At 44.4% G+C, this 11,850-nt stretch carries 16 protein-coding genes; 1 reads left to right on the top strand and 15 read right to left on the bottom strand.

Annotated elements, in window-relative coordinates:
• The 12 genes from rpsQ (A587_RS24895) to rpsJ all read right to left on the bottom strand — a co-directional run.
• Nucleotides 1–161 (bottom strand): 30S ribosomal protein S17 (gene rpsQ, locus A587_RS24895; RefSeq protein WP_442852601.1); only part of this gene is annotated, 161 nt, incomplete at its 3' end.
• Nucleotides 162–247: 86 nt separating this feature from the next.
• Complete coding sequence (gene rpsQ, locus A587_RS0123515; RefSeq protein WP_010376371.1) at nt 248–505, bottom strand: 30S ribosomal protein S17; 258 nt, start codon at nt 503–505, stop codon at nt 248–250.
• Nucleotides 505–696 carry a 50S ribosomal protein L29 gene (gene rpmC, locus A587_RS0123520; RefSeq protein WP_010376372.1) on the bottom strand — a complete coding sequence of 64 codons (192 nt, stop codon included), beginning with the start codon at nt 694–696 and terminating at the stop codon, nt 505–507. Before rpmC ends, rpsQ (A587_RS0123515) begins: the two co-directional genes overlap by 1 nt.
• On the bottom strand, nt 696–1,109 hold the full coding sequence (gene rplP / locus A587_RS0123525; protein ID WP_010376373.1) for a 50S ribosomal protein L16: 414 nt from the start codon (nt 1,107–1,109) through the stop codon (nt 696–698). The genes rpmC and rplP overlap by 1 nt, the downstream gene beginning before the upstream one ends.
• 13 nt (nt 1,110–1,122) lie before the next feature.
• A complete protein-coding gene (gene rpsC / locus A587_RS0123530; protein WP_010376374.1) occupies nt 1,123–1,824 on the bottom strand; it encodes a 30S ribosomal protein S3 in 702 nt (233 codons plus the stop codon).
• A gap of 12 nt (nt 1,825–1,836) precedes the next feature.
• Nucleotides 1,837–2,169, bottom strand: coding sequence for a 50S ribosomal protein L22 (gene rplV, locus A587_RS0123535; RefSeq protein WP_010376375.1), 333 nt, complete (start codon nt 2,167–2,169; stop codon nt 1,837–1,839).
• 12 nt (nt 2,170–2,181) lie between these two features.
• A complete protein-coding gene (gene rpsS, locus A587_RS0123540) occupies nt 2,182–2,460 on the bottom strand; it encodes a 30S ribosomal protein S19 (protein ID WP_010376377.1) in 279 nt (92 codons plus the stop codon).
• Nucleotides 2,461–2,476: 16 nt separating this feature from the next.
• Nucleotides 2,477–3,301, bottom strand: coding sequence for a 50S ribosomal protein L2 (rplB, locus tag A587_RS0123545; RefSeq protein WP_010607737.1), 825 nt, complete (start codon nt 3,299–3,301; stop codon nt 2,477–2,479).
• A gap of 17 nt (nt 3,302–3,318) precedes the next feature.
• Nucleotides 3,319–3,621 carry a 50S ribosomal protein L23 gene (rplW, locus tag A587_RS0123550; protein ID WP_010376382.1) on the bottom strand — a complete coding sequence of 101 codons (303 nt, stop codon included), beginning with the start codon at nt 3,619–3,621 and terminating at the stop codon, nt 3,319–3,321.
• A complete protein-coding gene (rplD, locus tag A587_RS0123555) occupies nt 3,618–4,220 on the bottom strand; it encodes a 50S ribosomal protein L4 (RefSeq protein ID WP_010376385.1) in 603 nt (200 codons plus the stop codon). Before rplD ends, rplW begins: the two co-directional genes overlap by 4 nt.
• A 17-nt stretch (nt 4,221–4,237) precedes the next feature.
• Nucleotides 4,238–4,873, bottom strand: a complete 636-nt coding sequence (gene rplC / locus A587_RS0123560; protein WP_010376387.1) for a 50S ribosomal protein L3 — start codon at nt 4,871–4,873, stop codon at nt 4,238–4,240.
• Nucleotides 4,874–4,900: 27 nt separating this feature from the next.
• Nucleotides 4,901–5,212, bottom strand: a complete 312-nt coding sequence (gene rpsJ / locus A587_RS0123565) for a 30S ribosomal protein S10 (protein ID WP_010376390.1) — start codon at nt 5,210–5,212, stop codon at nt 4,901–4,903.
• Between the two features lie 471 nt (nt 5,213–5,683).
• Between rpsJ and plsB the strand changes: the two genes are divergently transcribed.
• Complete coding sequence (plsB, locus tag A587_RS0123570) at nt 5,684–8,110, top strand: glycerol-3-phosphate 1-O-acyltransferase PlsB (RefSeq protein ID WP_017219548.1); 2,427 nt, start codon at nt 5,684–5,686, stop codon at nt 8,108–8,110.
• A 49-nt stretch (nt 8,111–8,159) separates the two neighbouring features.
• Here the strand turns inward: plsB and A587_RS0123575 are convergent, their stop codons facing one another.
• The 3 genes from A587_RS0123575 to A587_RS0123585 all read right to left on the bottom strand — a co-directional run bounded on the left by A587_RS0123575 (nt 8,160) and on the right by A587_RS0123585 (nt 11,761).
• On the bottom strand, nt 8,160–10,244 hold the full coding sequence (locus A587_RS0123575) for a TRAP transporter permease (protein ID WP_017219549.1): 2,085 nt from the start codon (nt 10,242–10,244) through the stop codon (nt 8,160–8,162).
• A gap of 36 nt (nt 10,245–10,280) precedes the next feature.
• Nucleotides 10,281–11,297: a TAXI family TRAP transporter solute-binding subunit gene (locus A587_RS0123580; RefSeq protein ID WP_017219550.1), complete on the bottom strand. Its 1,017-nt coding sequence runs from the start codon at nt 11,295–11,297 to the stop codon at nt 10,281–10,283.
• Nucleotides 11,298–11,506: 209 nt separating this feature from the next.
• On the bottom strand, nt 11,507–11,761 hold the full coding sequence (locus A587_RS0123585; protein ID WP_010376397.1) for a hypothetical protein: 255 nt from the start codon (nt 11,759–11,761) through the stop codon (nt 11,507–11,509).
• Nucleotides 11,762–11,850: the final 89 nt, after the last annotated feature.

An 11,850-nucleotide genomic window follows, 5' to 3' on the forward strand; every position in this document is an offset into this window, starting at 1 on the left:
CAAGATTTTTTCTTAGAGATTGGTGCACATTCGCGAATAGTCACGACGTCACCTGTGAGTAGCTGTGTTGTTTTCATCGTGTGCGTGCAACTTAGTTGTACGCTTGATGCTTTCTTTCTATAAAGAGTACCGTAGATCGGGTGGTTAATCTGAGGTTTGATAGCTATTTATAAAAATTATCCAGAAATGCAAAAGCCCCAGCAGATGCCGGGGCTTTATAAAAGTCTAATTTAGTTAAAAACTAAAATTAAGCTTTCTTAGGACGTTCAATCACGTCAACTAGCGTCCAAGATTTTTTCTTAGAGATTGGTGCACATTCGCGAATAGTCACGACGTCACCTGCTAGTGCTGTGTTGTTTTCATCGTGTGCGTGCAACTTAGTTGTACGCTTGATGAACTTACCGTAGATCGGGTGTTTAACCTGACGCTCGATAGCAACAACGATTGACTTGTCCATTTTGTCGCTAACTACACGACCTTGTACAGTACGGATCTTATCGCTCATTATGCACCTGCCTTCTGGTTGATAACCGTTTTCACACGCGCAATATTGCGACGTACTTTCTTAAGCTCGTGAGTTTGAGCTAGCTGACCAGTGCTCGCTTGCATGCGCAGGTTGAACTGCTCACGAAGAAGCTCTAGAAGTTCAGCATTTAGCTCTTCTACGCTTTTGTCTTTAAGTTCGCTAGCTTTCATTACATTACCGTCCGAGTTACAAATGTTGTTTTGAAAGGTAATTTACGAGCAGCTAGGTCGAATGCTTCGCGAGCAAGCTCTTCTGAAACACCTTCCATCTCGTAAAGTACTTTACCAGGCTGAATTTCAGCAACCCAGTATTCAACAGAACCTTTACCTTTACCCATACGAACTTCAAGCGGTTTCTCTGTAATTGGCTTATCTGGGAATACACGGATCCAGATTTTACCTTGACGCTTGACGTGACGTGTCATAGCACGACGAGCTGCTTCGATTTGACGAGCAGTCATACGGCCACGGCCAGTCGCTTTCAAGCCGAAAGAACCGAAGCTAACTTTGTTACCGCTGGTAGCCAGACCACGGTTGCGGCCTTTGTGTACCTTACGGAATTTTGTACGTTTTGGCTGTAACATTAGTCGCTACCTCTTACTTAGCACTTTTTTTAGCTTTCTTCGGCGCACGTTTAGCTGGCTTCTCTTGCTCTTGAACTAGTGGAAGACCACCAATTACTTCGCCTTTGAAGATCCAAACCTTAACACCGATGATACCGTAAGTGGTCAAAGCTTCTGAAGTTGCGTAGTCGATATCAGCACGTAGAGTGTGTAGAGGTACACGACCTTCACGGTACCACTCAGAACGTGCGATTTCAGCACCGCCTAGACGGCCGCTTACTTCAACTTTGATACCCTTCGCGCCTAGACGCATTGCGTTTTGTACTGCGCGCTTCATAGCACGACGGAACATAACACGACGCTCTAGCTGAGAAGAGATACCGTCAGCAACTAACTGTGCATCTAGCTCTGGCTTACGTACTTCTGCGATGTTGATTTGCGCAGGTACACCAGCAAGCTTAGTTACAGCTTGGCGAAGCTTTTCAACATCTTCACCTTTTTTACCGATAACAACACCAGGACGAGCTGTGTGAATTGTTACACGGATTGATTTAGCTGGACGCTCGATAACGATCTTAGCTACAGAAGCACTTTTCAATTCCTTAGTAAGGTATTGACGTACTTTGTGATCGCCAAAAAGCTGTTCAGAGAAATCTTTTGTATTCGCGTACCAAGTAGATACCCAAGGCTTTGAGATACCTAGGCGAATACCAGTAGGATGAACTTTTTGTCCCATTACTTATATCTCCTAGCTATCCGATACCACAACAGTGATGTGGCTTGTACGCTTAAGGATGCGGTCTGCGCGTCCTTTAGCACGTGGCATAATACGTTTCATTGTAGGACCTTCGTCTACAAATACTTTAGCCACTTTAAGCTCATCAATGTCAGCACCTTCGTTGTGCTCCGCGTTCGCGATAGCAGACTCAAGTACTTTCTTAACTAATACAGCCGCTTTCTTCGGGCTGTACGCCAGGATTTCTAGCGCGCGATCAACCGGAAGTCCACGGATCTGATCTGCCACTAGACGTGCTTTCTGCGCCGAACCAGAGGCGAATTTGTGTTTAGCTAATGCTTCCATCATACCCTCCGATTAACGCTTCTTAGCTTTCTTATCCGCAGCGTGACCGCGGTAAGTACGTGTAGGTGCAAATTCACCCAGTTTGTGACCGATCATTTCGTCTGTGATGAACACAGGAACGTGCTGACGACCATTATGGACAGCGATGGTCAATCCGATCATGTTAGGTATGATCATTGAACGACGGCTCCAAGTTTTAATTGGCTTCTTGTCACCGCTTTCCAACGCTTTCTCTACCTTCTTCAGCAAGTGTAGGTCAATAAATGGACCTTTCTTGAGAGAACGTGGCATGGCAATTCCTCAACTATTATTTAGTACGACGACGTACGATAAACTTATCAGTACGCTTGTTCTTACGAGTCTTGTAACCTTTGGTAGGTACGCCCCATGGAGATACAGGGTGACGACCACCAGAAGTACGACCTTCACCACCACCGTGTGGGTGGTCAATCGGGTTCATGGCAACACCACGAACTGTAGGACGGATACCACGCCAACGATTTGCACCAGCTTTACCTAGTGAACGTAGCATGTGTTCTGCGTTACCTACTTCGCCAAGAGTCGCACGACAATCAGACTCAACCTTACGAACTTCGCCAGAGCGAAGACGTAGTGTTACGTATTGACCTTCACGAGCAAGGATCTGTACGTAAGCACCAGCAGAACGTGCAATTTGTGCACCTTTGCCAGGTTTAAGTTCAACGTTGTGTACAGTAGAACCTACAGGGATATTACGCATAGGTAGTGTGTTACCAACCTTGATTGGTGCATCAACACCAGATTGGATTGCATCACCTGCTTTAAGACCCTTAGGTGCAATAATGTAACGACGCTCACCGTCTGCATATAATACAAGAGCGATGTTTGCGCTACGGTTTGGATCGTACTCTAGACGCTCAACTTTAGCTGGAATGCCATCTTTTGTGCGTGTAAAGTCGATTACACGGTAGTGTTGCTTATGACCACCACCGATGTGACGAACCGTGATACGACCGTTGTTGTTACGACCACCTGATTTAGAGTTTTTCTCTAATAGCGGAGCGTAAGGCTTACCCTTGTGTAGATCAGGGTTAACCACTTTAACGACGTGACGACGACCCGCAGAAGTTGGTTTACACTTTTGAAGTGCCATAATTCTAACTCCCCTTATTACTCGGCGCCGCCGACAAAGTCTAGCTCGCTACCTTCTTTAAGAGTAACGTATGCTTTTTTCCAATCGCTACGACGGCCAAAACGCATACCAGTACGCTTTGTCTTACCCTTAACATTTAGAGTGCGAACACCAGTTACTTCTACTTCGAAAAGCTTTTCTACAGCTGCTTTAACTTCAGCTTTAGTTGCATCTTTAGCTACTTTGAAAACGATAGTGTTGTTTTCTTCAGCAGATACAGTGCTCTTCTCAGAGATGTGTGGAGCAAGGATTACTTTTAAAAGACGTTCTTCACGGATCATGCTAGCGCCTCCTCAAGTTGCTTAACAGCAGCAGCAGTAATCAGAACCTTATCGAAAGCGATTAGGCTTACTGGGTCGATGCCAGCTACGTCACGCGTGTCAACCTTGTACAGGTTACGTGCAGAAAGGAATAGATTCTCATCTACTTCTTCAGTCACGATTAGTACGTCTTTAAGCTCAAGTTCTTTAAGCTTAGCTACTAGTTCTTTAGTCTTTGGTGCTTCTAGACCAAAGTTTTCAACAACTACTAGACGATCTTGACGAACAAGCTCAGAAAGAATGCTCTTGATCGCACCGCGATACATTTTACGGTTAACTTTTTGGCTGTGATCTTGCGGCTTAGCTGCAAAGCTCACACCACCGCTGCGCCAGATTGGGCTGCGGATTGTACCAGCACGTGCACGGCCAGTACCTTTTTGGCGGAATGGTTTCTTACCACCACCGCGTACTTCAGAACGTGTCAATTGAGCACGAGTACCTTGGCGAGCACCTGCTGCATAAGCAACAACTACTTGGTGTACCAATGCTTCGTTAAACTCACGTCCAAAAGTAGCTTCGGAAACTTCAAGCGCGCCAGCGCCTTTAATTGCTAATTCCATCACTAAATCTCCAGGACTTATGCTTTAACAGCTGGTTTAACGATAACGTCACCGCCGATAGCGCCAGGTACTGCACCTTTAACTAAAAGCAAGTTACGCTCTGCGTCAACACGTACTAGTTCAAGGTTCTGTGTCGTTGAACGAACATTACCCATTTGACCGGCCATTTTCTTACCTTTGAAAACTTTACCAGGAGACTGGTTTTGACCGATTGAACCAGGAGCACGGTGAGATAGAGAGTTACCGTGAGTTGCGTCTTGCATGCTGAAGTTCCAGCGCTTAACACCACCTTGGAAACCTTTACCTTTTGAAGTACCAGTAACGTCTACTTTTTTCACTTCAGTGAAAAGTTCAACAGTTAGCTCTGAACCTACTTCAAATTCACCTTCACCGCCGTTAAGACGGAATTCCCACAGGCCGCGACCCGCTTCAACGCCAGCTTTAGCGAAGTGACCCGCTGCTGGTTTGTTTACACGGCTTGCTTTTTTCTCGCCTGCAGTAACTTGAAGCGCGTTATAACCGTCAGTTGCGTCAGATTTGATCTGCGTAACACGGTTAGGAGTCGCTTCGATAACTGTCACAGGGATAGATACACCATCTTCAGTGAAGATACGTGTCATACCCACTTTACGACCGACTAGACCTAATGCCATTTTCCTAAAACCTCTCTAATCTTCCGATTAACCCAGGCTGATTTGAACATCAACACCAGCAGCAAGGTCTAGGCGCATTAGAGCGTCTACAGTCTTGTCAGTTGGTTCTACGATGTCGATCAGACGTTTGTGGGTGCGGATTTCATACTGATCACGCGCGTCTTTGTTTACGTGCGGAGAGATCAATACTGTGAAACGTTCTTTGCGCGTAGGTAGTGGGATTGGACCACGAACCTGTGCACCAGTGCGCTTCGCTGTTTCCACGATTTCCGCCGTTGATTGGTCAATCAAACGGTGGTCAAAAGCTTTTAGGCGAATACGAATGCGTTGATTTGACATTCTTAAACCTCAAAATAAAAAGAGCATTTAAAAAGAGCATAAAAAAACGACCGAGACTAACTCAATTATTCCTGAGAAGTCGGTTGTTAATTTATTTCTACCGTTGAACTCACAATTGGAGTTCCTGTTCATAGGGCCTGAAATCCAGACCTTTCATTTACTTTCCTAGACGCTATGGTCAAGAAAGTCTGCATATTATAGTGATATTGGTGATAAATGCAACAACTAATACAAAGTAATTTTATCCCTAGGATCCGTAGGCGCTGTCACGCAGATAAAGCGCTTTGAACATACATAATATTTCACTCACACAAAGCACATAGAACAAAATTCACTCTACTCAAGCGTTCGCTTCTGTTAGTCTTCCATAGTGAAATATTGCGACAAGAAAACATGGATGACGCCTTTGTAAATGGTCAGTCCAGTTAAATCTTGGTATTCTATGGCTAATGATAATTGTTCGGTATTCCCATGCAGATTTTTTCTTATTTGCTTACAACCATCGCTCGCTGTAGCAACTGGCTTTTTGTTAAAAGTAAAGTATTGCCAGAGCATCCCATCGAGGATTACGAGCTAGATCCCAGCATTCCCACATTTTATGTAGCGAGACTCGACTCGGTATCAGACATGGTCGCGCTAGACGTTATGTGTAAAAAGCTTGGTTTACCAAGACCGTCTCAAAAAGCGCGAATAGGCAGCAAAGAGCTCAATCGCTTTGTTGGGATCCAGACTCCGCCAAGTGTCTTTGGTAATAGTCATAAACCAAGTGATGCGCTTGAACATAGCAAAGCGATTTTTGAAGCGCTAAAAGATGATAACAATACCGATGCGCAGGTTATTCCGGTCACCATATTGTGGGGTCGTAATCCAGGTAAAGAAAAGCCAGGTGTGGGAACCTTATTATCCAACTCATTAACACCGAGCTGGCTACGCAAATGCTTTGTGATCTTGTTTTCAGGCCGGGATAACTTTGTTCGATTTTCCCGCCCGATTGAACTTAATCAATTGTTAAACGATAAAGCAGACGTTGAGGAGCTGCCACATAAGCTGCTGCGCGTTGCACGTGTGCATTTCCGTCGTCAAAAATTGGCCGCTACCGGCCCCAAACTGCCATCACGTGAGCAGCTATTTAATTCTATCTTAGCGTCGCAAAGCATTAAAAAGGCTATTACTGACGAAGCAAAGGCAAAAGGTCTAAGTCAGGAAGAAGCGAGATTACAAGCACTGAAGTTATTGGACGAAATAGCCGCAAACTATTCAGACGCCATGGTGCGCGTAGCTGACAGGGCCCTCACTTGGCTGTGGAACAAGCTTTATAATGGTATTGAAGTTAATAACTCAGACAAAGTACAAGCACTCGCAGACAAAGGACATGAGATCATTTACGTGCCATGTCATCGTAGCCATATGGATTACTTACTGCTCACTTATGTGATTTACCATCAGGGTTTAGTACCACCGCATATCGCAGCTGGCGTTAATCTCAACTTTTTCCCTGCGGGCCCGATTTTCCGTCGTAGTGGCGCCTTCTTTATTCGCCGCTCCTTCTCTGGTAACAAACTCTATTCCGCGGTATTCAAGGAATATTTAAGTCAGTTATTTATCAAAGGGTATTCCGTTAAGTTTTATACCGAAGGCGGCCGCAGTCGTACCGGTCGTCTACTACCACCAAAAACGGGGATGCTGGCAATGACACTGCAATCTATGCTTCGCGGCATTGATAGACCTATCTCCCTCGTACCCGTGTATCTCGGCTATGAACATGTTATGGAGATCAACACCTACCTCAAGGAGCTGGCTGGCAACAGTAAGAAAAATGAGTCTATTTTTGGTATTTTTAAGGCGATTAAGAACCTTAAAAACTATGGTAGAGGGTATTTAAATTTTGGCGATCCTATATCAGTCAACCAATTTTTAAATGAGCATCAACCAGATTGGCGTGATTCTATCCACCCCACCGAAACTCAAAAGCCAGCTTGGCTGAACAAGCAAGTTGCTGATCTCGCTGATGTCATCATGACTGAGATCAATAACTCAGCAGCACTGAATTCAGTTAATTTACTTGCGACAATTTTGCTGAGTAATGAGCAGTTTGCACTGCCTAAATCACAACTGCTACAACAGCTTGATTTATATCTTGGACTACACAGAAATGCACCTTATCACGACAATGCGACGGTGCCAGATTCGAGCTCTGAGGGCTTACTCGATCATGCACTTAAGCTTGATAAGTTCGATATTATTGAAGACAGTTTTGGCAGCATCATTAGTGTTAAGGAAAAAGAACGCGCTCTGCTTAATTATTACCGTAACAATATTCTGCACCTGTTTGCCGTACCAAGCTTAATCGCTCAGCAGCTCTTCAATCGCTACAGCTTGACTGTTGATGAGTGCTGTAAAGAGGTAGCGCTGTTGTATCCCTTGTTTGCAAAAGAGTGGTTCTTAACAGACCTTAAGACAGGATATATAGAGTCTATTTTTGAATACTTTGCGGCTAAGGGTCTAATCACCTTTGATGGTCACCTAGCCTCAGTTAACAAAGATGGTAGCGCATTGGCACAATTAGAAATGCTAGGTAAAGTGATCCACTTAACACTTGAACGCTATGCAATCACGATTAACCTCGTTAAGCGTCATCAAGGATTAAGTCGTAGCGAGCTTGAAAAAGAAAGTGCACTTCTTGCCGACCGACTAGGAACTTTGCATGGTATCAAAAGCCCAGAGTTTTTTGACAAAAAAGTGCTCAGTGCATTTGTCACTAGTCTAAAAGAGCAAGGCTTTATAGAACAAGATGAAGCCGCTGGCATTCGCGGCACAGAATCACTACATACTTTAGAGCAATACTTAAAAGCCCTGCTACCTGCTCGAATACATCAGTCTATTCAGCATATCGTCTAATATCATAAGGCCCCAATTTAGGGGCCTACTTTATGGTGCATAGCTAAGCTTAAGTTAGGCGATTATCTATTACTTGCTTTATAACAACAGCAATAACACATAGCGCCGCCGCTATATCTACAGAGATTATTTGGTGCGGCCAAACTAAAGCGATACCTAAAAGCGCTAACACCATCCTGATTGGTTTATTGAGCTTCGCCTCGGCATAACCGTATATCGCTGCGACCAAAGCGTAAATCCCTACAAGCGCGGTGAAAAAAACCTGCATGATCTCAAAGTTACTCCCTCCAATAAACGGCGTATAAGCAAACAGTAATGGAACGATGTATAGTGCTTTAGCCGTTTTCCATGCTTCTATACCTGTAGCCATCGGCGGTGTTTTGGCAATTCCCGCAGCGGTAAAAGCGACCAAACATACTGGCGGTGTCACATTGCTATCTTGCGATAACCAAAAAATAATCATATGAGCAGAAAGTAGCATCATGGCTAAATGCGTGGCATCAAATTGACTACTGCGAATAATATCAATAGCCTCTGGCGGCAAGCTTGCCAAAATAGTAAACACTTGAGCCGCGGTAATATTTGGCTGGTTGTATATTTCTCCTAGCGCTGGCGCCATCATACTCATCATCATCGCCGCAGTTTCATTGAGTTGACCATTTACTATGATCTCTACCAGTGCTGACTGGCTGATCAAGCCATATAAAGCTGGTGCAGAAAGCGTTGCCAATACAATATATGATGCCGTCACAGGCAGTCCCATACCGATAATTAACGAGGCCAATGCAATCAATACCAACAACAATATCAAGCTTGCTCCCGCCCATTCATTTATCATTAGAGAAAAAGTAACCCCTAAGGAACTGATTGTAATACAATTCACCAGCATGCCAATGGCAACCAATAATATTGCTGTCTTAGCGCTGTTTTCAGTTGCATTTGCAAGCGCAGCCAAAATCTTTGACCACCTCATCGGTGAATGTGAAAACAAAGAAAATAGACACACACTGAGCGTCGCAATGCTGACTGCATAAGTTGGCGTAAAGCCATAAATCATCAATGTTACGAGCAACATGATAGGTAATAAATGATGCCAACCGGATTTCAGTTCTTGCCAAGCACTTAATTGCTCTGGCTCTAAGGCTGGCTGGATATTCAAACGTTTAGCTTGAATACGTACAAAGATGGCAATAGATGCGAAATAAAGCAGAGCAGGAACAAAGGCCGCCGCAATTATCGTAAGATAAGGAATTTGAGTATAAGAGGCCATCACAAATACACCTGCCCCCATAATCGGCGGGATCAGCTGACCTCCCGTCGATGCTCCGGCTTCAACTGCTGCTGCAAACTTTGCAGGAAAGCCAGCTTTCTTCATTAATGGAATGGTGATCACCCCAGTTGCCGCTGTATTCGCGATAGCAGAGCCCGATACGGAGCCCATCATACCCGAGCTCACGACAGCAACAAGTCCTTGCCCACCAACCATGCGGCCAACAAGTGCATTGGCAAAGCGAATGATAAAATTCCCAGTTCCTGCTTGGACTAGAAATGCGCCAAACAAGATAAACATAAAGACAAACGTCCAAGAAATTTTAGCAATAGGTCCAAACAAGCCGTCATCAAAGTAATTGCGAAACAAAATAGTTTCAGCGCTTAAACCAGCAAAATGAAACACACCATCAATATACTGTCCCAAAAACAGCACATAACTCATCGCCAGTAGGATCATCACCGGGATAAACCAGCCCATACAGCGCCGCACCAACTCAAGCGCGAGGAGTACAGCGGTCGAAGATGCTATCCAGTCAGCCGTAGCAAATTCATAATTACGCGCAGCCAACGCATCACTGTATAGAACAATATAGCCGCAGCTCACGATTAAACCGATAAATAGCCCGATATCAATAACGCTAGAAAGCACTGCCAATTTGCCAACTCTAAGTGGCAAGGTGAGTAAGATAATGCTACCAAATAGCATGAAATGGATGGCTGAAATATAATTATCCGGCCAAGTGGCGACCAAGTTAAAATAGAGGTGCAACAAACTCGTGAATATCGCTAAATAAAAAGCGATCCGCTCACGAGCCGCTGTTGGTACTGCTAATGTGCTTTGCTCATTGCTACTATTACTCATTGATAGATACTATCCCGTTTTACTTAGTTGGCGGCGTTACTGCAGATGAGCAGGTACGGTAATACCTATTTCTTTATAATACTTCAGCGCGCCGGGATGTAGCTTAGCAGGTAGTCCCATGAGTGCCTTTTCTATCGCCATGGCTTTAGTCGCTTTATGGATGGTTTGAAGAAAGACTAAATTTTCATAAATTGCCTTGGTGAGTAGATATACATCTTCCTCACTCATGTCTTTATGTGCTGCAAGAAAGTTTGGCTGCGCAATCGTTTTGATTGCGTTAGTTTGGCCGGGGTAAGTGTTCGCTGGGATCTCGAAGCGTGACCATAACTCTACCTCAGCGTTGACTTTATTTAGCTGCTCATCAGTGAAATCCAGCACAGTGATACCATTGGCATCGGCTGCATAAGCACTCGTAATAGCGCTGACCGGTACGCCTGCCGGAATATTCATTCCCGCAATCTGGCCATTTTGTAGGGCGCTAGAAGATCCCGCGTAACCTTTATGCACCAAAGTGAATTTGTCACTATCAACGCCCAGTGCAGCCATGATGTGCTTCCCAGATCCTTCCGTTCCAGAGTTACGCTTACCAATACCAAACCCTTGTGAATATAGGTTTTTTAAATCTGAGACGTTGCCCGTTTTGGCATACTTCTTAGCAATGACAAAGTGCTCTACGTTTTGCCACAACATAGTCACAGAACGCAGATAATCTTGTTTGCCAACGGATGCCATTGCCCCCGTCCCCTGCGTCGCCCACGCACCATAAAGACCCTGTAAAATAGCCAGTTCAGCTTCTTTATTACGCATGAGTTTGAGGTTATCACCAGAACCGGCAGAGGTAATGGCCGACACACTCATACCGTGCTGCGGCGTGACTTTTAGCTTAGTTAATGTCGCAATTGCGACGCCTACTGGGTAAAAAGTGCCACCAGATGAGGCTGTCGCCAAAATATAGGATCTGTCCTTATCTACATTGGCAAAGCTTGCAAAAGTACATAGTGACATTGTGATACTGAGCACAGCAGAAATTGTTCGAGCCGAAAGACCTAACATCTTTACACTCCCTAATTTTAGGTTTTATATGGGCTTATTGTGCACACCTTTACGCAATTAACCAAATTTTTACGTGACTGGTGGCAGGATATCAGCATATAGAATAGGGAGATTAAATGGTGAGAATATGGATTTTAAGCTGTCGAAAGTAAATATAAGAACATTATGGAATTGTTCGTTATAACCATCACAACGACAAAAATGATGCTTTAATAGGAGAATGACCCTTTTCGTTGGTCGCGATATAAAATCGCTGCTACGACAAAGAGTTTATCGCGAGGTAAACTCGCCCCCACCACAAAAATTCTATCTTTAAAATCGCGATGTAAAGTCACTGCTTCGACAAAGAGTTCATCTTTTAAAGCGTAATAATAAAAAGGTCTGTACTTCTTATTGGAGAACGACCCTTTTCGATAGTCGCGATATAAAATCGTATCAACAAAGGCATTAAAAAAGGCCGCCAAAGCGACCTTTTTTATGTGTGTTACGACAATCTACAGATTACTCTTCGATTGTTGCTACAACACCAGCACCTACTGTACGGCCACCTTCA

The organism is Pseudoalteromonas sp. NJ631, assembly GCF_000276645.1.
Lineage (GTDB): Bacteria > Pseudomonadota > Gammaproteobacteria > Enterobacterales > Alteromonadaceae > Pseudoalteromonas > Pseudoalteromonas piscicida.

What these genes read in the sequence shown, in the direction of transcription:
- rpsJ (WP_010376390.1), bottom strand. Translation starts at nt 5,212, where the DNA reads ATGTCAAATCAACGCATTCGTATTCGCCTAAAAGCTTTTGACCACCGT.
- rpmC (WP_010376372.1), bottom strand. Translation starts at nt 696, where the DNA reads ATGAAAGCTAGCGAACTTAAAGACAAAAGCGTAGAAGAGCTAAATGCT.
- plsB (WP_017219548.1), top strand. Translation starts at nt 5,684, where the DNA reads ATGCAGATTTTTTCTTATTTGCTTACAACCATCGCTCGCTGTAGCAAC.
- rplC (WP_010376387.1), bottom strand. Translation starts at nt 4,873, where the DNA reads ATGGCATTAGGTCTAGTCGGTCGTAAAGTGGGTATGACACGTATCTTC.
- rpsQ (WP_010376371.1), bottom strand. Translation starts at nt 505, where the DNA reads ATGAGCGATAAGATCCGTACTGTACAAGGTCGTGTAGTTAGCGACAAA.
- rpsC (WP_010376374.1), bottom strand. Translation starts at nt 1,824, where the DNA reads ATGGGACAAAAAGTTCATCCTACTGGTATTCGCCTAGGTATCTCAAAG.
- rplB (WP_010607737.1), bottom strand. Translation starts at nt 3,301, where the DNA reads ATGGCACTTCAAAAGTGTAAACCAACTTCTGCGGGTCGTCGTCACGTC.
- rpsS (WP_010376377.1), bottom strand. Translation starts at nt 2,460, where the DNA reads ATGCCACGTTCTCTCAAGAAAGGTCCATTTATTGACCTACACTTGCTG.
- rplV (WP_010376375.1), bottom strand. Translation starts at nt 2,169, where the DNA reads ATGGAAGCATTAGCTAAACACAAATTCGCCTCTGGTTCGGCGCAGAAA.
- A587_RS0123580 (WP_017219550.1), bottom strand. Translation starts at nt 11,297, where the DNA reads ATGTTAGGTCTTTCGGCTCGAACAATTTCTGCTGTGCTCAGTATCACA.
- rplD (WP_010376385.1), bottom strand. Translation starts at nt 4,220, where the DNA reads ATGGAATTAGCAATTAAAGGCGCTGGCGCGCTTGAAGTTTCCGAAGCT.
- rplW (WP_010376382.1), bottom strand. Translation starts at nt 3,621, where the DNA reads ATGATCCGTGAAGAACGTCTTTTAAAAGTAATCCTTGCTCCACACATC.
- rplP (WP_010376373.1), bottom strand. Translation starts at nt 1,109, where the DNA reads ATGTTACAGCCAAAACGTACAAAATTCCGTAAGGTACACAAAGGCCGC.
- A587_RS0123575 (WP_017219549.1), bottom strand. Translation starts at nt 10,244, where the DNA reads ATGAGTAATAGTAGCAATGAGCAAAGCACATTAGCAGTACCAACAGCG.